We start from the raw sequence: 19,906 nt of genomic DNA, 5'->3' as shown, positions 1-19,906 counted from the left end.
TAGGGCAGCGTATAGCCACCCTTAACAAAAACCTAGTGAATGATGCCTTGGCGTTGGCCTGCATTAACGGGTTTGTTGAGCTGGACAGAGAGCCAGTTTTCAACGTCACTACGTAACGACGCGTCGCTATCTGGACCGGATTGTGACGAATAGAACCATAATCCTGTTGGTGCTGGAGCATTGACATTGCTGCCGCAGGTAAAGTGATTTGCCGCATACATCACCGCGCCTGAGCTACCATATTCGTAATGACTGTCCGAATAACCACCGTAGCCTCTGGCTTGTACCCGACCTTTTGAATCAAGGGTAAAGTGATACACCTCATTGGGTTGCAACAGAAAAGGACTGACGTCGGACGAATCAAAGCGCGCGCGCATTGTGGTGGTAACACTGGCTTGATTACCCGAACGCGTGATCATGCCTGCCAAGTTGGTGATAAGCGCATCGGCCAATTGACCGTCAAGCAAGCTGCCAGGGTTGCCATTAACGATTGCAGAAGTAATGCCAAGTGCGGCTTTGACGACTCCAATGGTGGAGTTTAAATTCCATGTGGTGTTGTATCCCATGGCTGCGCCACCGGCTTTATTAAACAAGATGACTTCAGGTGCAGATCCTGGCAAATCGACCGCAAATTTTGCGCCGTCGGTTGCGTGTGAGTTGGTACCTTTTGACCAGATTTTTTTAGCTTGCCCAGTTACATGGTAGCGAGCTGAATAAGTGCCTCTGACTTCTAAATTGCCCGAACAGGCATTGCTTTGATTACATGCAAATCCCCCGGTGTCTGCACACAACATTTTGACGTGGAACTCTGTCGAGTTATGGGCTGAGGTGTTATCGAAACTGAGCGCTTTATTTTTTGACCAACGTTTCCCCTTAGCTGAGTGAAAGGCGCCGTAGGCTGAGGTATTGACATAAGCATGGTGCTTAGAAAAACCACTACCATCGCTGGTGGATGTGCTCCAAGGCGTTTGGGTTGATGGGTAGTTAGTGACTACTTGACCTGTGCTGGTTGAAGGGGTCACCATCTGACATGAGCATTGTGACTTAGGCCCGAAGATGGGTTTTTTAGTCAGCAATTCTTTTAATTCGGCAAGAGTATCTGACGGTAGCGTCCTATCGTATTCAAGTACCGAGAGCCCTTTACGTTTAGGAGCTGCGTACTCCTTGTGCCAAGTGCTGTAAAGCTGCGATGCATTTCGCTCTAAATGTTGGCTGAGCGTTGGCATTTTTTGCTGTTGAGTCCATTTTTCGAATACCGTCGGTTTAAATTGAATAAGATATCGAGTAAAGAAAAAGTTATCTTCAGGCGCTTGCTCGGTAAAAGCATTTTCCCATGCTGATAACACATTTTGATCTAGAGCTTTTGCTTGGCTAAGCATCTCCCCATCTCGATAGCCGCGGATCAAGCTATCCACGTAGCGGTCTAATTCATATTCTTCGTCGTTGTCGGAGATATATTCAAGCAAGGAAACACGGTCTTGAGACCAGTTTGAAATGGCTTGCCACGCTTCTGGGCTTACTTTAGAGGGGGCCATTTCTCCATATTCTTCTGCGGCTTGTAGCGAAATACTACCCAGTAACAACGTGCTGGTAACTAGGCTGACTAATTTGGGGGTGAAATTTCTCTGTTTCATTTTTCTATTCCTTCATCGTTGTGCTGAGTCAACATGCCTCATGCATTGTTAACTTGCCTTGTGATGTTGGAAACTTTTTCAGCGATTGAATAGGAGGTTGTAGGGCCAGTTAGGGTCAACTTGGGTAAAACCTTTGATATTAAACGGACGCATTGGGTTAGGTAAGTGTTGATATCAAGCTGTGGTAAATAAAAACTTAAATATCAAAGGTCTGCTTATATTTTTACCCGAATTTACCCAATTGCCCCGTAACTTTTGCTGCAATCAATATTCGCTTGAGGCAGGATTTTGCTATCGCCTTTATTGGAGTCTCAGCGTAAGTACATTCGCACTCTAATAACGGTGTCATAACCAATAAGGAGACAGTTATGAAACGAGTAATAGTATTGGGAGCAACTTTGATTGCGAGTTTTGTACAAGCCCATAGCCCAGAAATGATAGCGCAGCTCGAAGTTGCTGATGGGGCGAAATGTCCAAAGCGGCAAACGATTCTGCTAGGTAAAATGACATTAACAGCTGGGACCTTTAAATATTTACACAGTGAAGGAAGTAACGTTTGCACCAGTCCTAAGCAAAGTATTTCTGGTCGCATTACACCACAACTAGATTGTGGCCAGTTTGATGACTGGCGACTTGCGTATGATATGGGTAATAAAATGTGTCAATCTCTACACCAAAATATGAAAGGCTTTAGTAATAGCTTAAAACCTGATGTGACAGTGTATCCACGCTTTGAAGGGCCTTTTGAATTCAAAGGAGACCGTCACCACCAAGAATATGAGGCCGGTATGGGCGTGACTTTAGCGTGCTATTTATGTGAGACTGCGACGGTTAACTAGGGCTTGTTAATACCAGAAGGGGCGAAAGCCCCTTTGTTGTAGACATCAAGTAGCGTTGGAGCACGCTAAGATTTGTTCCAGTTGTGCAACTTTTTCACAAAGAGGTGCAGTATCGAAATTAGCGCCTTGGCATTGAGTGAGTACATATTGTGCCGTGGTAACAATATTTCGAATACGCGGCTTTTTGGGCAGCGTTTTGATATTAAGATAGCGTTCAAGAGTGCGCACTCGTAAGCGACCATCATCTATATTCACTTTCCACACTTTGCTTTCTTCCGCTAATTCGACACGAGTTTTGCCACTACTTTGCTCCCAAAGCGCCAAAGTAAGTGTCATTACCTCAACCATTAATTGTCTTGCGGCCTGTTCGTCAATGCTCGTATGTTTACTGTGCACTCCATGGGTACTGGTACGGGTGGTATAGTGAATAGCGCAGTAAGTAACCAGCACTCCTGTTAAAAATGCGACAAGCCCAATGAATATATGAGACAGAATACTTGTCTCTGTTTGGCGTTCAGGCGCGGTCAAGACGTTAGCGCTCTGAAGGCGAAATTGATAAAGGTTTTCACTTTGTACACGACTACTTTTAAGCATGTCATTATAACGCTGTGCAGTCTCGACCGCTTCTTTATAAGCGTGTGTTTGTAGCTGGGACTGCAATAAGGCGATGTAAAATAATTCGGTAAGCTGACTATTTTGCTGATTATGTGCTTCAAGCCCCTGTTTAAGTAACGTTTGTGCAGTTAGGTTATCACCCTCAAGCTGCTTGAGTTTGGCTTCAATAAGCAGAGCTCGCTGATCAACTTTACCGTGTTGAATTAGTTGCCGAGTGCGTTTGAATGAAGCGAGTTGCTGTTGTGCCTGAGTGATATGATTTTGAGCAATGGCGATTTCGGCCAATAATAAATAGGCTCGAGACAATTGAGTATAGGCACCACTTTGTGTCAACGGTTGAAGTAAATCTTCAATGATTTCAGTTGCTTTTTTGTAGTCGCGCTTTTTGTAAAATACTTCCGCGATGCTTAGCAAGGTGTGGTTCGCTTTAGTTTGGTCGCCGGCTTGCTGGTGGAGTGCATGGGCTTGACGAAATGAGAGAATGGCATCGTCCAACTGATTAATATCCCTTGACACATTCCCTAAATTGTTAAGCGTGATCGCTTGTCTCTGCAGGTCATTTGTTGCTTTCGCTATTTGGTAGCTTTCTAAAAATAAAGTGAGGGCGGTATCTAGATCTCCAAGTGCCTGATAAGCATTAGCTAAATCGTTGGCCGATTTACCCAGGAGTTCGTTTTGTTGCAATTTAGCCGCAAGCACTTGCGCTTCGTGGAAGCTCCCCAGCGCTTGAATATAATTGCGCTGGCGGTAACGATTAATACCACTTTGTCTTAACACCTGAAAGCGTTGGAGTGTGGTTAACTTCCATGCCATCAACTCATCCAGTATTTGATTACTGAGCTTTATGTCACCCGCTCGACGATACAAGCTAACAAGCTCAAGACGTGTATCAAAAGCTTGGGCACTGTTGGGTTCAAGGGTTTCAAGATGTTGCTTACAAGACAAAATTTGGCTTGTGAGGTTAGCATTATTAGCACTTGGGCATTCTGAACCCTGCGCCGGTAACACAACGAGCAGTAAAGCTAAAAGCAAAGGCATAAAGATTAGTCTAGATACATTGTTTTTACATATTAATATAGTGATAACAAAAAGTCGTGTTTGCCTTTAATAAATCTCAGGTTGACTGCTTTTTTGTATTTTGTTCCTGTCTAGCTGCTGTTGTTTAATCTTGTCAGAACAACCAAGTCTCTATTTGTTAATATTGTTAGTTTAATGTGTTTTTGGTATGGTCTTGTTGCTAATTAAGGCCCAGCTGAAGAAGCTGGAAATCAATCCATAAGGAAATAAAAATGAAGTTAAATACAATGTGGCTAAAGTCACTTAGCGTCGGTGTTACGTTATTTGCACCATTAGTGAGTGCAGCTCCTCAGCTTGATAAAGCCATATTTGAGTACAATGCTGGGTTAAACATCCAAGAGGAATTTAATATCTTTGCCGATGGCAACGTGACTGATCCTAATTATCCAAATAGTGAGCTACGTATTCAATTGGATAGTAGCAAAAGCTACGATCAAATTGACTTTTATGACAAAGTTTACACTACATACGGTCAGGCCGTTGCATACAACACATTAGACAGGCGTTGGGTTAAATTTAAGGGTAAGGTGCTTTATTTTTCAGGCGAAGACAACGGTAACCAAAAGATAGATACGATTTCTTTTCGCATTGTTAATCCCGCTGGAGAAACATCGGAGTGGGGAGAGATCAGAGTTAGCTTAGACCAAGCGTTTGGTGGTAATTACGATGTGTATCCGAGTGATGACTTGGCACAAACCTTTGCAGGCCAGTCTGTTGATGTATACGTTAAAGATAACGATAGTGGCGTACCCTATTACTATGGTGTTGAGATTTTTAGCTCACCAGCTAACGGTACAGTATCTGTTAACAGTGACTACTCCATTACCTATACACCTAAAGCTGGGTTCGTTGGTCAGGATTCGTTCCAATATCGCATTAAGGGTAATAACCTTTATGATATTATAAGCGCGCCAGCGACAGTTTCTATTTCGGTAGCAAATTAACCCCAAACTCAGGACAATATGCACACATATTAAGTGTGCATATTGGCTATCCCTTTAGCAATAAAAATACCCCAGCCAAAGCAATTAGACCCCCAAACACCATAGACTTAGTAATCGCTTCTCTGCGCAGTAGTCCAATCGTCATCACCATGAGTGGTGCCGTTGCAAAGATGGTTTGTGCGATTGCGGGATCAGTATGATTAACGGAAATCAACTGTAGCCAAAGCCCAATAAAAGTGCCAAAAAACACTGCAACGAATAACCAGTTTTTACCGTCGATTTGTTTAAGCGTGAGTGCTTTAAACAGGCATTGTGATTTCAAATAAACAACAATAAAGGCCACAAATAAGGTGCCGGATCCCAAGCGGATAAGTGCCGCCCACAAACTACTAATGCTTTCGTTATTTAGCGCACCTTTGGACAGTACCATACCCGCAGCTTGGCAAGTGGCAGCCGTGAGTGCAAAGCAGACTCCCAAAAGATAATGTTTTTTGTCTAATACTGGCTGGCTTCTACTTGGCTTAATCGCCAGCATCACACCAACAGTCGTCACTGCAATGCCGAGCCAAGCGGATGCGCTGAGATAAACACCAAGAAGTACAATGTTTAAGATCCCCGCGATAGCAGGTGCAAGACTTTCAATTACCAAAGTGCGAGCAGGGCCTATATTTCTAAGCGCGGCAAAGTAGGCGCTGTCACCAATCGCTATGCCCAGTACCCCACTGGCTATCAGCCAGCCCCAGCTCGAGAGTAAGGTCGGGTACATAGCATCACCTGCGATGAACAAACAGAAGATCATCAAAGCAGAAGCGATGACGCCTTTGCTGACGTTCAACTCAAATGGACTAAGGTGATGGCTAAATCGTTTATACAGTATAGTTGAGCCAGCCCATACCCCAGCCGCCCCAATCGCTGCCGCTTCGCCAATACCAATCATAAATATCAAGTTTCTTGTGTTTATTTATTTGATGGCAAGTATACATAAATTGAAATAATCAGTGAGAGATGAAGCATCAAATTATTATTACTAATGTTTAGACGTCCATACATCTAGAGGTTGAAATTTTCCAGTTTTTGTCCATAATAATGCCATTCGATTAGTCTGGAGCAGCACATGCCAATCACCGTCACCGACGAACTCCCAGCCATTGCCCAATTGCGTCATGAAAATGTGTTCGTGATGCCACAAAGTCGTGCATCAACGCAAGAGATCCGCCCAATGCGGCTCGCGATATTAAACTTGATGCCGAATAAGGTGGAGACTGAGGTGCAATTTATCCGATTACTGGCAAATACCCCTTTGCAGGTGAATGTTGATTTGTTGCGACTGGACACCCACCGCAGCTCTGAAAACTCAGAGCAGCATCTAGATATGTTTTACCGCTATTTTTCGGATGTGAAAGAGCAAAACTATGATGCTTTGATCGTCACCGGTGCGCCGCTGGCGCATCTTGAATATGACGATGTGGTGTATTGGCAGGAATTACAGGCGTTTTTTGATTGGGCTGAGCACCATGTTACTTCAACCCTGTTTTCCTGTTGGGCCGCACATGCCGGTTTGTATCACCATTATGGGTTAAAGCGAGTACTCAAAAATGACAAACTGTGCGGCGTATTTAAGCATCACTGTTATTTTGACCACGGGGCGCTCACTCGTGGTTTTGATGATGAGTTTTTGGTGCCACACTCACGCTACGGCCACATCGACATCGATAAAATTAATGCGTGTAAAGATCTCGTGGTATTAGCTGGCTCTGAAAAAGTGGGCGCTTACTTAATTAAAAATCACTCAGGTAGCCAAGTCTATATTACCGGTCATCCTGAATACGACGCCGATACGCTACAAAAAGAATACCTTCGCGATTGTGAAAAAATGGCCAACGCACCGCAGCCTGAAAACTATTTTCCTGAGAATGACGCCAGCAAACGTCCATCTAAGACATGGCAAAGCCATGCATTCTTGTTATTCTCAAATTGGTTAAACTACTATGTTTACCAAACCACACCTTATGATATTAACTTAGTTAGCCAAGATGTAAGGACTAACAATTATGCCGAATAATGTAGCCGTAAACGGTGAGCAAATAGCAGAGCAGCTTAAGCAAGCAATGCAGCAACGTATTCTGATCTTAGATGGTGCAATGGGAACCATGATCCAAAAGCACAAATTAGAAGAACAAGACTATCGCGGTGAGCGCTTCAAAGATTGGCATGTCCTTATCAAAGGCAACAACGATCTGTTAAGTTTGACGCAGCCTGAGATAATCAAACAGATCCATCGCGATTATCTAGCTGCTGGCGCGGATATCATTGAAACCAATACTTTTAATGCCACCACTATTTCAATGGAAGATTATGATATGGCAAGCCTGAGTCGAGAGATTAATCTCGAATCGGCGAAGCTCGCACGTGCGGTGTGCGACGAATTTACCGCCCAAGACCCCGGCAAGCCTCGCTATGTGGCAGGTGTACTTGGTCCAACGTCAAAAACCTGTTCGATTTCTCCTGATGTAAACGACCCTGGTTTTCGCAATATCACTTTCGACAAGTTGGTTGCAGCTTATGTCGAGTCAACGCTTGCCCTTATTGAAGGTGGTGCGCACCTTATTTTGATTGAGACTATTTTTGATACCCTGAATGCCAAAGCCGCGTCTTATGGTGTGGAGGAAGCTTTTGAGCAAGCTGGGGTGAGATTACCTGTGATGATCTCAGGTACTATAACCGACGCGTCAGGGCGTACGCTGTCAGGGCAAACCACAGAGGCGTTTTATAACTCTATTCGCCATATTAAGCCAATCTCTATCGGCCTCAACTGCGCGCTAGGCCCAGATTTATTAAGACAATATGTAGAAGAGCTGTCACGGGTTTGTGAGACCTTTACTTCGGTGCACCCAAACGCTGGGCTGCCTAACGAGTTTGGTGAATACGACCTTGAAGCCGACGACATGGCAAAAGAGATTATCGATTGGGGTAAAGAAGGGTTTATTAATATTGTTGGCGGCTGCTGTGGGACCACACCTGAGCATATTCGCGCCTTCGCGAGAGGCCTTGAGCAAACCCAGCCGCGTAGCTTGCCTGACATCGAAGTGCGGATGCGTTTGGCTGGTCTTGAAGCCTGTAACTTAAATTAGGAATTCACCATGACACAAACCGCAGTATTTACTAATGTCGGTGAACGTACCAATGTAACGGGATCGGCAAAATTTAAGCGCCTTATTCTAGAAGAAGATTACGAAACTGCATTAGATGTTGCCAGAGAGCAAGTTGAAAATGGTGCTCAGGTAATTGATATCAACATGGATGAAGCCATGTTGGACTCAAAAGCAGCGATGGTAAAGTTTCTCAATCTGATAGCGTCAGAGCCGGATATTTCAAAAGTTCCCATCATGGTTGACTCGTCTAAATGGGAAGTCATTGAAGCGGGCCTGAAATGTATTCAAGGTAAAGCCATCGTAAACTCAATCTCCTTAAAGGAGGGTGAGGCGCCATTTATTCACCAAGCTAAAATTATCAAACGTTTTGGTGCAGCCGTGGTGGTGATGGCGTTTGATGAAGTTGGTCAAGCGGAGAGCGCAGATAGAAAGTTTGAGATCTGTCAGCGCTCTTACAAAATCTTGGTTGATGAGCTTGGGTTTCCGCCAGAAGACATTATTTTTGACCCAAATATTTTCGCGGTCGCAACGGGTATCGAAGAACATGATAACTACGCCGTTGAATTTATCGAGGGTACGCGCAGAATTAAGCAAAACCTGCCGCATTGTAAAGTGTCAGGGGGCGTGTCGAACGTATCCTTCTCATTCCGTGGTAACAACCCTGTGCGTGAAGCGATCCACTCTGTGTTTCTTTACCATGCGATTAAAGCAGGTATGGATATGGGGATCGTTAATGCCGGTCAGTTAGCCGTGTATGACGATATTCCAAAAGAGCTCCGTGATGCCGTTGAGGATGTGATCCTCAATACCGACGCCGGTGCTGGCGAACGATTGGTTGAGATCGCACCTAAATACTCTGGCATGGCGCAAGCCGAAAAACAGGAAGATTTAGAGTGGCGTTCTTGGCCAGTTGAAAAACGCTTGGAGCACGCCTTAGTTAAAGGGATCACCGAGTTTATCGACGAGGATACCGAGGCTTGTCGGCAACAGTTTGATAAGCCAATTCAAGTGATTGAAGGACCTCTGATGGATGGTATGAACGTGGTTGGCGACTTGTTTGGCGCGGGTAAAATGTTCCTGCCTCAAGTGGTGAAATCTGCTCGAGTGATGAAGCGTGCGGTTGCCTACCTTGACCCTTACATTGAGGCCGAAAAAGAAGAAGGCTCGAGTAACGGTAAAGTGATCATGGCCACGGTTAAGGGCGATGTACACGACATAGGCAAAAACATTGTGGGCGTGGTACTGCAATGTAATAACTATGAAGTCGTGGACTTGGGTGTAATGGTGCCGGCAGAGAAAATTCTGCAAACGGCCATTGACGAAAACGCTGATGTCATTGGCCTGTCGGGTCTTATTACGCCTTCCCTTGATGAAATGGTGCATGTTGCAAAAGAAATGACGCGTCGCGGCTTTGAGATTCCCCTACTCATTGGTGGTGCAACCACATCGAAAGCGCATACGGCGGTTAAAATTGAACCCCAGTACGACAAAGGTGTGATTTACGTCAACAACGCCAGTCGTGCGGTTGGTGTGGTATCTAGCCTGCTAAGTAAAACACAAAAGCCAGAATTTTTAACAAAAACCGCGGATGAATACGTCAAAGTGCGAGAGCAACAAGCGCGTAAAAAGCCACGCTCAAAACCGGTTACCTTAGCGCGAGCTCGGGATAATGCGGTAAAACTTGATTGGCAAAACTATACGCCACCGGTACCAAGTAAGTTGGGGATCACTGAGTTTAAAGATGTGAGCATCAAAACTCTGCGCGATTACATCGACTGGACGCCATTTTTTATGACTTGGTCATTGGCTGGTAAATATCCACGTATTCTGCAAGACGAAGTGGTTGGTGAAGAGGCGCAAAAACTGTTTCATGATGCCAATGCCATGTTAGATCAACTAGAGCGAGATGGTAGTTTGCAGCCACTTGGTGTGATTGGTTTGTTCCCGGCTAACCGCGTGGGTGACGATATTGAGATTTACAAAGATGAGTCACGAAGTGAAGTCTTGGTTACGTCATGTCAGCTGCGCCAGCAAACCGAGAAAACCGATTTTCCTAACTATTGTTTGTCGGATTATATTGCACCTAAAGGCACACCTGATTATTTCGGCGCATTTGCCGTCACTGGCGGCCTTGAAGAAGACGACTTGGCCGAGGCATTTGATGCTAAGCAAGATGACTACAACAAGATTATGGTTAAGGCAGTTGCAGATCGCTTAGCCGAGGCATTTGCCGAATATCTGCATGAGCAAGTGCGTAAAGTGCACTGGGGGTTTGCTGCGGATGAAGCACTAAGTAATGAAGAGCTTATTCGTGAAAACTATCAAGGGATCCGCCCTGCGCCTGGTTATCCAGCGTGCCCTGAGCACACCGAGAAACAAAAAATTTGGCAACTGTTAGATGTCGAAAACCGTATCGGTATGAAGCTGACTAGTTCATACGCCATGTGGCCGGGAGCTGCGGTGTCGGGTTGGTACTTCTCGCATCCAGATTCTAAGTACTTTGCCGTTGCGAGTATCCAAAAAGATCAGCTAGAAGACTATGCCGCGCGTCAAGGGATGTCGTTAGAAGAAGCGGAGCGTTGGCTTGGTCCTAATATAGGATATGAAACCGCATAATAACTGAATTGAAGCCTAGCTTAACTTAATCTAAGGCTGAGTTAAGCTAGGCTTTTTTTATTACCTTCACTTTTTTGAGTTTTAACGTTTATTTGCAGACTGATAAATTTCAAATCCAAATTCATTAGAATATGTTGTTTAGTAGTTAACAGAGTGAGCTAAATTCAAGTATACTGGATTGAATAATGGTTAATAATAAGGCTTTGCTCAATAATGAAGATGAAGTGGTTGTTTTCACTCCTTTTTATTTCCAATCTCGGTTGGGGGAGCAATCAGCTGGTTGTTGATATTATCAGTAGCGAAAATTTTAGTCAGCGTTATGAGGACTTTCTTGCCGGTCGTGACGTTTTAGATGTAGATTCTTTTTTCCCAAGCACAAATGGTTCTCATATTGAAATCATCGAAATGGTGCTTTTACAGCAGGCCCTGTTTCTTGGTGGTGAAACACGTAAAGTCATATTTAATCCAAAGCCTTCGGTGAATATTCTAGAGTTTTCTGATCTAATCGCTGGGGAAAGCCTCATCCTTGCTCGCAGTGTTTGGCATGAAAATATAGTGGACTATCGCGGCTCACTATTTATCTCAGATCCGATTGTTGAAGTAGGAGATTACGAAGCTGGGCTATACGTCACTAAACGCAATGTCGCACTGCAACAAACGCCGCTTTCGCAGCTAAGACAGTTGAATGTTGTGTCTAATCCGCAATGGGAAGTGGATTGGCGTGCTTTGATGAATACCGATTTACATATGGTGAGTTTTATTGGCCCATGGGAAACCATGTTAGCAATGGTAGAAAGCGATGTGGTCGATACCATGTTGATTAACTTTAGCGTGAGTGACTCTTTAACCTTAAATTTTGAGGGTAAAGAATATGTCCCAATCGAGAATATTAAGGTTGTCTTACCAGACTCTCGACATTTTGTCGTCAGTAAAAACCACCCTGAAGGTGAGCAAATATTTGCGGCACTCAATCGTGGGTTAAGGATACTGAAACGACGAGGTGTGATTAGAAGGGCGCTGACAGAATCCGGTTTTATCAACAAAAAAGTGGCGAATTGGCAGGTAGCTAACGCTAAAATGCTGGTGGGAGAAAACTAATGCAACCAGCCGTTGTATCGCTTTGCATAATGATGAGCTCTCTAATTACATTTTGTGTTTTTGCTTACGAACCATCAGAGCAAATACAGCGCAATTTAAACGCGCTACAAACGTCTGCTGAACAAGATTATGACTTGTCTTTATTACCGGAGATTAGAGCGCTGCGAGAGCAAGCGCGTGCGCAAGGTAATAAGCCTTTGCAAATCAAAGCATTATTATTAGAAGGAAGTATAGTTCAACACTTTGGTGAGTTTGAGGATGGTCTAGACTTACACCAACAAGCGTTGCAGTTGGCCGAAGCGGATAATAATAAGTTTTTAAAAGCAAACACATATCTTGCCATTGCTCACCTTGATATTGACTTAGAGAGCTATGAGTTAGCACAGCGTTATTTGGATAAAGCGTCATTGCTGGCTGAGCAAATTGATGATAATGCCCAAATAAAAGCCGATATCAGTCTTTGGCAGTCGCGCTTGAATATGGATAGGGGAGCTTATCGTTTAGCGCTAAAGTCTTCTTTCGTACCTGAGATTTCAGGTATTCGGCAAGAGACTATCGCACAGTTAAAACTCACACGTTCGTGGGCTCATTTACAGCTTGGTGAATACTTACAAGCCAAGCAAATTCTAGATGATTTAGACGATGCGGGTTATCTGGTTCAAAATCGAAGAATGCGGATAATGTCGACGGTGCAGCGTGCCAGAGTCGCTTTACAAAGTGGTGATTTTGCAACGTCAATTGAGTTAGCTCAGGCCGGGCTAAGAGACACACTTGGTACACGTTTTTTACTCTTTCAATCTCAGTTACAATGGCTATTGGCCTCAGCCCATGCTCAAATAGGCGATTATCAGCAGGCACATCGCTATCTAAAGCGCTACGCTGTTACTGAGCAGTCACTGAATTTGCAAAAGCGCAATAACAAATTACTTAAGCTAGAAGCACAGTACTCTCTTGCTCAGCAAAAACAAGCGCTTAACGAATTGGAGCGTGATAATGCCCAGCAGGCAAAACAGATTATGGCGCACCAACAACAGATAGAAAACGCTAGATTAAGCCAGCAGCGTTGGCTATTGATAGCCTTGCTTGCATTTACTCTGGTGCTGGTATTTTATTGGCGATGGCAGAATCGCCGTTACACCAAGCTGTTAGAGAGTCAGGTTGCGCAACGTACTGAGGAGTTGGCGGAACGAAACAAGCGTTTGCAAACCCTAAGCTTCACTGATAGCTTAACTGGGCTTAGCAATCGACACCACTTTTTTAGTATGATTGATAGTACCATTGAGGTACACAGACAAAAGTGGCAAGTTCCGCAAAGACAACAGAACGCCGATCTGATTTTTGTCATTGTTGATATTGATCACTTTAAAAATATCAATGACAGCTTTGGCCATGCGGCAGGAGATATTGTGCTGCAAGACTTTGCTGAAATCCTTAAGCAATGCACAAGAGAGTCAGATATTTTAGTGCGTTGGGGTGGAGAAGAGTTTTTGCTGGTGATGCCGGATATGGACAGAGCGGCTGCACACGAAGTAACAGAACGGATCCGTCGCCAAGTGGAGAGCTATCCATTTGTGGTGAACGATCAAACGATTAACTGTACATGTTCAATTGGCTTTGCGCCATTCCCGTTTGACCCAACACAACCAGATAAGCTTAGCTGGGAGCACGTGTTGGAGTTAGCCGACGGTGGTTTATATCTGGCGAAAGAATCTCATCGTAATGCTTGGGTTGGTGTCCATACCGGAGACGAGGAAATGCAAAGTCCAGCCGAGCATGTGGTGCAAAATCTACGCTCATACTTACAAGCGGGCAAACTAAAAACATGGTCAAATCTATCCGATCTTATTTACGCTTGTAATACTCGTTAAGCGAATTCGGCTGTTTGGCGGCATCAAGTTTAGGTGTATCATATTGAGCAAGATAGAATAATAAAGTGTTAGAGTTTTGCTGCCGATTGAAGCCTTTATACCTGAGATTATTTCCACCTTATCCAATGATAACCGTTTAGTATTGCAGGCCGAACCCGGCGCAGGTAAATCGACCTTAGTGCCACTGCGTTTACTGCAAGCTGATATTTTTTCCGGTAAAAAAATCATTATGCTTGAGCCACGTCGTGTGGCGGCAAAATCTATTGCGACCTTTTTAGCCAAACAGTTGGGAGAATCGGTCGGTGATCGAGTTGGTTATCAAATCCGAAACGAGCAACGTGTTTCATCCAACACCCGCTTGGAAATCGTCACCGAAGGCGTATTGACTCGACGTCTTCAAGCGGATCCTGAACTTAGTGATGTTGCACTTATTATCTTTGATGAATTCCATGAACGTTCTATTCATGCGGATTTAGCCTTAATGCTCGCGTTTGAAGTGCAACAGGCGTATCGAGATGACCTCAAATTGTTGGTGATGTCTGCCACCATAGACACGGAGCTACTATCTAACTATCTGAATGGCGCACCAAAGTTATCTTGCCCAGGTAAAACCTATCCTGTTGAAGTTGAATATATCGGAAAAGCGAGCCGTTACTTGGCGGATCATGTGTTAAGTGCGCTGCGCCATGCTTTCACTCTGCAAGGCGATGGTGATGTACTGGTTTTTCTACCCGGACAGGCTGATATTCAGCGCTGCATTGAGGCTTGCCAAGTACTTGACCAAAGTAATATTGAGCTTATGCCTTTGTACGGCGGATTACCCTTATCTGAGCAAGAAAAGGTGCTCAATAAAAGCGATGGTGCATCCAGGCGTGTTATTTTTGCGACTAATGTTGCTGAGACCAGTTTGACTATTACCGGGATCACTGTGGTTATAGATTCTGGCCTTGAAAAACGCTTAACCTATGATGTTAAAAGCGGTCTCTCTCGACTCGATACGGTGATGATCTCAAAGGCATCAGCAACACAACGAGCCGGGCGTGCAGGTCGTCTACGCGCAGGTCACTGTTTACGTCTTTGGCGCGAAAGCGAGCATAATAATTTACGTGACTTTCAGCCAGAAGAAATCACCACCACTGACCTATCTGACTTAGCGTTAGAGCTAAGTGCGTGGGGGGTGACTCAATACAAGGACGCGAATTGGCTAACACCGCCACCGGTGCAACATTTTTCGGTGGCCTGTCAATTAAATCAATCGCTTGGCTTGGTCGATGCGCATAATAAAGTGTTAACTGCTGGGCAGCGTGCACTACAACTGGGTGTTTCGCCTCGTCTTGCTAGCATGCTACTGCGATGTGAGACGTCTATTGAGCAACAACTTGCTTGTTTTTTGGCGGCGATATTAAGCGAGCGAGATATTTTAGTGCAAGCCAACACAAGTGACGTATGTGAGCGAGTTTTAGCATTGATTGAGTTTGTTCAAGACCGTACCCGTGCCGCCAAAGCATATCGCTTGCACAGAGCTGCCGCAGAGCAGGCCGTAAAATTGGCCAAATCATTTGCACACAAACTGGGAATTAAGCTCAAGAGTGAAGCAATCACCCTTGTAGATATTCAAATCTTAGTGCCTACTTTATTGCTCCATGCCTTTCCTGACAGAGCTGCACAAAAACGTCCTCAAGGGGATAACCGCTACTTGCTTGCGAATGGACGGGGAGTAACATTACGTGACGGCGATCCGCTGCAAGGTCAGGCCTACTTGATTGTTTGTGATGTGGATGGCAAAAATAAGGATGGCTTGGTATTTCTTAGCTGCGCAATTGAAAAGGGCACATTACTTGAGCAACTAGCGCCATATTTGAGTGAGGTGGTGCGGTATCAACTGGATAGTAAAAAGGAGGCGATTCAGGGCCGTCAACAAGTTAAATATCATGCTCTAGTATTAAAGGAGCAAAACCTGAGTCAAATTCCCAAAGAAGCGTTTGCCCAATGTGTGAAGGATATTCTCACATCGGAAGGGCTTGGTCTGCTCAATTGGTCGGCAAAAAGTCACGCATGGCTTGCTCGAGCTAAATGGTTAAGTGAGCACTTGAATACCTTCCCACAGATATCTGAGGCAAGTTTGATGGCGCAGCTTGATACTTGGTTATTGCCCTATTTGACGGGCGTAAACACTATCAAACAACTGAAGCAACTGGATATTTTTAATCTGCTTCAAGCGACACTCACTTGGGATCAGCAACAGCAACTCGAAGCGCAAGCACCTGAGTTTTATGTTACGCCAAGCGATAAGCGAGTCGCGATCCGCTACGATGAGCACCAAGGGCCAACCGTTTCTGTGGTGTTACAAGAAATGTTTGGTCAATTGACGTCGCCGATGCTCGCTAATGGTCAAGTCCCGGTGCGATTCGAGCTGTTATCTCCAGCGAAAAGGCCAATCCAAACCACCAGCGATTTAGGCAACTTTTGGCAAACTTCTTATTTTGAGGTGGCCAAAGAAATGCGTGGTCGATATCCAAAACACCGATGGCCAGATAAACCGCTTGAGGAAAAGCCTGGCCGCTCCATAAAACCGAGAGGTTGAAGCATGGTTTAGTCAAAGCTTGGGTAAGCAAGCCAGTGAGGAATATACTGACTTTGCTGATGTAGCTTAAAACCAAAAATATCATGCGCTAAAATTGTAAGCGCAGTAAGGGGGAGCGAGTATAGCTCTCTTTTTTGTTGCAGTGGGGAGCGACTGAGATAATATTTATGATGTAGTTCCAACGCTTGTTGTATCGCTTGATTAAACGCTTGCGCGTCGCTGAACATTCCTTGTATCACTTTAGTGAGCGGATATTGAATAGTTCGAGCATATAAATGCTCTTCACCCTCACGGTTGGAAACGTCATCGTTACAGATGTTAGTTAACGCTGGCGTTATGTCAGAGTCACTGGTGAGCAATGCCTGATACAACTCGATAAGAGCAAGCTCAAAGGTTGTGCATGGCACTTGATCTGGACTGCATTGAAACTCACTTAGATTAATTTCTTTGAGATAATCAATGCTGCCTTGCTGGCGTGTTAGAATGGATATATTAACCGCTTGCAACCAGGCTTTTGGCGTAATACTCTCGGGACTGGAGGTACCAGTATACCGAAACGCATCGTCAAGATGGATTGTAAAAGATTGATGTGATTTGAAATGATTTAAAAATACGCCCAACCCTAGTTGTTGGATCATAAGCAGATATCGCCATGCAGTGTCGCTATTTGGTAATAGATGAACCATTCTGGGAATAACTTCGTTAGTACAAAAATCAAATAGATTATAGAATCCTAGCTTTGGATAGTAGTCTAGATAACATATATAAAGCTCAATGCGTGAATCGGCATAATGCACTAATTCAGCATCGTCATTTAGCATTTCTTGGGAAAACATGTGCTCGATGATTTGTACGATTTCTAGATCGCCTTCATCCATAGCCGCTACTTGGTAACTGGTATTCAGCATGCTGTCCGTATCCGTCGCTGGTGGCATAGCGACGCTTGCGATTTTGGCGTCTTTTAGAGCTTGGCGTTGCGCATTGAGCTTATGTCGATTAAAGAACCTAAATACGAAATAACCCAGTATTACCAAAGATGCGTAGTTTGATAAAGTCGCTCTAAATTCGTCTTGCTCTTCATATATATTAAAGAATAACCCCAATATAAAAAAGAAAGCGATAGAAGCAAGCCAAAACATGCCCCACCTTTTGGCGCGAGAAGGTGACAATTTACCTTTGGCATTGATGGTGGTGAAAATTAAGCAATTTAACATGATGACAAAGAAAGCGGTTATCTGCATTTAACATTCCTTTTTGTCTTTTTAGTGAATCCAATTCGAGCCTCAGATTAAAGAATTTGGCAAGCCTTGTAAAGGCAGCCTAATGGTTATAGTGTGAGCAATCTAATAATATAAAGGAGTGTGTAATGCGGTTTATCATGGCGTTTATCCTATTGGGCTTGATTGTTGCTCAGCCAGCTTATAGCGGTGAGTTTGAAGTGCTTTATCAATCTGACACAGCAAAAGTCGTTAGAGATAAAAGTTATGGCACGAGCATTGGGATCTTTGCAACGAAAAGGGGAGTGGTGATCATTGACCCCACAGTTGAAGATACAGATTTGCCAAAGCTCAATGATTTGATACAGAATAGCTTTCAGAGCGAGAAAAAATACCTGCTAAATACACATCGTCATTCGGATCACACAGGTGGTAATGCTTTTTTCCAACAGCAAGGTTTTACACTTATTGACAGCTTGCAAGGTTTAAAGGAGCTTGGAGTGATAAAGCATACTCAAGCCGTTTCACATACCGCCAATGACAACATCCTCTATCATCCCACGAGCAATATTTTGTTCACCGGAGATATTTACACCACAAACTGGCATCCAACATTTTATGCTGGGGGCTTAACGGGTTTTAATAAAGCGGTCGATTTGATTTTGTCGATTGGCGATCAAAATACGCTGATTGTGCCAGGACATGGCAAACCTACATCGAAAAGAGAACTCGAACAACATAGAATTCAAACATTCGCTTTGGTTGGGCGGGTGAAGATTTTGAATCAGGCGGGTAAGTCGGTTGAGCAAATAAAGAACGATGAGGAGATCAAGCGCTTATTAGCGCAGTTCAATCTTGAAGGAAGACAACCTTTTCTTCCAGAGCGGGCGCTTACCCGTTTTATTGAGCGCACTATTGGTGTGCTAGCCTATTATCCAGAAAATCACAAGTAAACTCAGTTTTAGTTAAGCTTTGTTCATCAATACTAAACTTTTAGCATTCTAGGTGTGTATGTAGATGGACTGGGCTAAAATAGGTAAATTCGTATTACTTACTATCTTGGTGGTATTAAGTTGGTCATCAGCTTTTAATACCTCCATGATGGCCTTTATTGATGATGCGCTACTGCAATCTTCACTCGTCTATGCTTCAGCACGTACGGTCAATGGCGCTATTTCTTTGCTGCAATCTGCCGAGGTTGGGATTGGTGTTGCAAGCATTCAGCCTGCGCAGCTACTCGACCCTATCAATGATTTAGCCGAATACATTTCTGATGTGATGCAACTAGCCATTGGCTCTCTGTTTATCCAACGTATTCTCTACACTATTTCCACTCATATATTATTCAGTGTTGCTTTTACCTTTACCGTAATTGGATATGTCGTGTCCTGCTATCTAGGACTTTGGCAAACGGTTAGAACTAAAATCTTAGCCACGATGCTACTGATCCGTTTTGTGGTTCCGTTTGTCATTCTATCGACGGGTCTCACTAGCCAACTGTTACTGGACCAAGAAATAAATAAACAAAGTGAAGTGGTGTCGAGCAGTGTTGACCTCTTCCAATCTCAAGCAACAAGGACCAGTGCGCAAAGTGCAAAAATAAAAGCCCAAATCACCAGCCAAAAGCAAAGCCATAGTGAACAAATAGCGCTATTGACTAAACAGCAGATCCGTCTTCATGGTGAAGCGACTGAACTAAATGCTGAAATTACCGCGCTGGAAGGTGATATTGAAGCGGCTCAAGCAAACCGTAGTTTATCCGAGTGGCTAACATTTACCAAAAGTGAAGAGGCTAAGCCACTGATTGAAAAGCAACAGCGATTGGCCAGCGATAAAACAAAACTCGACACTCAAATAGCGCTTATCAATAGAGAAAAAGATCAACATCAACACGCAATCGAAAAGCTCAATGAGCAGCTTCACGGTAGCAATGAGGGGACGCTAAGCAGAGCTATAAAAGCGGTTTCTAGTGGTATTAGCGATATGCTCGACGCTGCTGAGTCACTCTTTATCGACTTCTTAAACGTGGTATCGCTTTTAGTGCTGAAGTTAGTATTGATGCCGCTGTTGTTTTTCTATTTGGCGAGCAAAACCTTTAAAGCAATTTGGCGAATTAAATAGGCTATCTAAACCAGTTGTTCTTTGCTGAGCGGCAGGTTTCCCATAACTGATATTACACAGTCCCAAGTTAGGGAAAGTTCAAAAAGGTTTATTATATTAACTTAATAAAAATCAACAGGTTAAATTTGGCCTGAATATCGT

The 19,906-nt window shown here is 44.0% G+C and carries 14 protein-coding genes; 10 read left to right on the top strand and 4 right to left on the bottom strand.

What is annotated here, in order from left to right:
* Positions 1–32: 32 nt before the first annotated feature.
* The gene (locus tag L1D50_RS08980; protein ID WP_128727978.1) at positions 33–1,634 is read right to left on the bottom strand and encodes a hypothetical protein; all 1,602 of its coding nucleotides are present in this window, start codon (positions 1,632–1,634) and stop codon (positions 33–35) included.
* A 368-nt stretch (positions 1,635–2,002) separates the two neighbouring features.
* On the opposite strand from L1D50_RS08980, the gene L1D50_RS08975 reads away from it, so the two are divergent.
* Complete coding sequence (locus L1D50_RS08975; protein WP_239965911.1) at positions 2,003–2,473, top strand: hypothetical protein; 471 nt, start codon at positions 2,003–2,005, stop codon at positions 2,471–2,473.
* A 45-nt stretch (positions 2,474–2,518) separates the two neighbouring features.
* On the opposite strand, the gene L1D50_RS08970 is transcribed toward L1D50_RS08975, so the two are convergent.
* On the bottom strand, positions 2,519–4,126 hold the full coding sequence (locus L1D50_RS08970; protein ID WP_239965910.1) for a tetratricopeptide repeat protein: 1,608 nt from the start codon (positions 4,124–4,126) through the stop codon (positions 2,519–2,521).
* Positions 4,127–4,377: 251 nt separating this feature from the next.
* Between L1D50_RS08970 and L1D50_RS08965 the strand changes: the two genes are divergently transcribed.
* A complete protein-coding gene (locus tag L1D50_RS08965; RefSeq protein WP_239965909.1) occupies positions 4,378–5,109 on the top strand; it encodes an Ig-like domain-containing protein in 732 nt (243 codons plus the stop codon).
* A 46-nt stretch (positions 5,110–5,155) separates the two neighbouring features.
* On the opposite strand, the gene L1D50_RS08960 is transcribed toward L1D50_RS08965, so the two are convergent.
* Positions 5,156–6,046 (bottom strand): DMT family transporter, encoded by an 891-nt coding sequence (locus L1D50_RS08960; RefSeq protein WP_138521692.1) that lies wholly within the window; start codon positions 6,044–6,046, stop codon positions 5,156–5,158.
* A 177-nt stretch (positions 6,047–6,223) separates the two neighbouring features.
* On the opposite strand from L1D50_RS08960, the gene metA reads away from it, so the two are divergent.
* From metA to hrpB, 6 genes are all read left to right on the top strand, one after another.
* On the top strand, positions 6,224–7,171 hold the full coding sequence (metA, locus tag L1D50_RS08955) for a homoserine O-succinyltransferase (protein ID WP_128727973.1): 948 nt from the start codon (positions 6,224–6,226) through the stop codon (positions 7,169–7,171).
* On the top strand, positions 7,161–8,240 hold the full coding sequence (locus L1D50_RS08950) for a homocysteine S-methyltransferase family protein (RefSeq protein ID WP_138521690.1): 1,080 nt from the start codon (positions 7,161–7,163) through the stop codon (positions 8,238–8,240). The genes metA and L1D50_RS08950 overlap by 11 nt, the downstream gene beginning before the upstream one ends.
* A gap of 9 nt (positions 8,241–8,249) precedes the next feature.
* Entirely contained in the window at positions 8,250–10,877 is a 2,628-nt protein-coding gene (gene metH / locus L1D50_RS08945) for a methionine synthase (protein ID WP_138521688.1), read from the top strand.
* Positions 10,878–11,090: 213 nt separating this feature from the next.
* On the top strand, positions 11,091–11,975 hold the full coding sequence (locus L1D50_RS08940; protein ID WP_128727970.1) for a hypothetical protein: 885 nt from the start codon (positions 11,091–11,093) through the stop codon (positions 11,973–11,975).
* On the top strand, positions 11,975–13,843 hold the full coding sequence (locus L1D50_RS08935; RefSeq protein WP_138521686.1) for a GGDEF domain-containing protein: 1,869 nt from the start codon (positions 11,975–11,977) through the stop codon (positions 13,841–13,843). Before L1D50_RS08940 ends, L1D50_RS08935 begins: the two co-directional genes overlap by 1 nt.
* A gap of 76 nt (positions 13,844–13,919) precedes the next feature.
* The gene (gene hrpB, locus L1D50_RS08930; RefSeq protein WP_138521684.1) at positions 13,920–16,427 is read left to right on the top strand and encodes an ATP-dependent helicase HrpB; all 2,508 of its coding nucleotides are present in this window, start codon (positions 13,920–13,922) and stop codon (positions 16,425–16,427) included.
* 8 nt (positions 16,428–16,435) lie between these two features.
* On the opposite strand, the gene L1D50_RS08925 is transcribed toward hrpB, so the two are convergent.
* Positions 16,436–17,668 carry an immunity 49 family protein gene (locus tag L1D50_RS08925; protein WP_128727967.1) on the bottom strand — a complete coding sequence of 411 codons (1,233 nt, stop codon included), beginning with the start codon at positions 17,666–17,668 and terminating at the stop codon, positions 16,436–16,438.
* Positions 17,669–17,793: 125 nt separating this feature from the next.
* Between L1D50_RS08925 and L1D50_RS08920 the strand changes: the two genes are divergently transcribed.
* Positions 17,794–18,597 carry an MBL fold metallo-hydrolase gene (locus L1D50_RS08920; protein ID WP_239965908.1) on the top strand — a complete coding sequence of 268 codons (804 nt, stop codon included), beginning with the start codon at positions 17,794–17,796 and terminating at the stop codon, positions 18,595–18,597.
* A 64-nt stretch (positions 18,598–18,661) separates the two neighbouring features.
* Positions 18,662–19,765 carry a hypothetical protein gene (locus L1D50_RS08915; protein ID WP_239965907.1) on the top strand — a complete coding sequence of 368 codons (1,104 nt, stop codon included), beginning with the start codon at positions 18,662–18,664 and terminating at the stop codon, positions 19,763–19,765.
* The last annotated feature ends 141 nt before the right edge of the window (positions 19,766–19,906 follow it).

Source organism: Pseudoalteromonas sp. Isolate6 (genome assembly GCF_022398435.1).
Lineage (GTDB): Bacteria > Pseudomonadota > Gammaproteobacteria > Enterobacterales > Alteromonadaceae > Pseudoalteromonas > Pseudoalteromonas galatheae.
This window is presented reverse-complemented; position numbering and strand designations above follow the sequence as displayed.

What these genes read in the sequence shown, in the direction of transcription:
- L1D50_RS08980 (WP_128727978.1), bottom strand. Translation starts at nt 1,634, where the DNA reads ATGAAACAGAGAAATTTCACCCCCAAATTAGTCAGCCTAGTTACCAGC.
- L1D50_RS08975 (WP_239965911.1), top strand. Translation starts at nt 2,003, where the DNA reads ATGAAACGAGTAATAGTATTGGGAGCAACTTTGATTGCGAGTTTTGTA.
- L1D50_RS08970 (WP_239965910.1), bottom strand. Translation starts at nt 4,126, where the DNA reads ATGCCTTTGCTTTTAGCTTTACTGCTCGTTGTGTTACCGGCGCAGGGT.
- L1D50_RS08965 (WP_239965909.1), top strand. Translation starts at nt 4,378, where the DNA reads ATGAAGTTAAATACAATGTGGCTAAAGTCACTTAGCGTCGGTGTTACG.
- L1D50_RS08960 (WP_138521692.1), bottom strand. Translation starts at nt 6,046, where the DNA reads ATGATTGGTATTGGCGAAGCGGCAGCGATTGGGGCGGCTGGGGTATGG.
- metA (WP_128727973.1), top strand. Translation starts at nt 6,224, where the DNA reads ATGCCAATCACCGTCACCGACGAACTCCCAGCCATTGCCCAATTGCGT.
- L1D50_RS08950 (WP_138521690.1), top strand. Translation starts at nt 7,161, where the DNA reads ATGCCGAATAATGTAGCCGTAAACGGTGAGCAAATAGCAGAGCAGCTT.
- metH (WP_138521688.1), top strand. Translation starts at nt 8,250, where the DNA reads ATGACACAAACCGCAGTATTTACTAATGTCGGTGAACGTACCAATGTA.
- L1D50_RS08940 (WP_128727970.1), top strand. Translation starts at nt 11,091, where the DNA reads ATGAAGATGAAGTGGTTGTTTTCACTCCTTTTTATTTCCAATCTCGGT.
- L1D50_RS08935 (WP_138521686.1), top strand. Translation starts at nt 11,975, where the DNA reads ATGCAACCAGCCGTTGTATCGCTTTGCATAATGATGAGCTCTCTAATT.
- L1D50_RS08925 (WP_128727967.1), bottom strand. Translation starts at nt 17,668, where the DNA reads ATGCAGATAACCGCTTTCTTTGTCATCATGTTAAATTGCTTAATTTTC.
- L1D50_RS08920 (WP_239965908.1), top strand. Translation starts at nt 17,794, where the DNA reads ATGCGGTTTATCATGGCGTTTATCCTATTGGGCTTGATTGTTGCTCAG.
- L1D50_RS08915 (WP_239965907.1), top strand. Translation starts at nt 18,662, where the DNA reads ATGGACTGGGCTAAAATAGGTAAATTCGTATTACTTACTATCTTGGTG.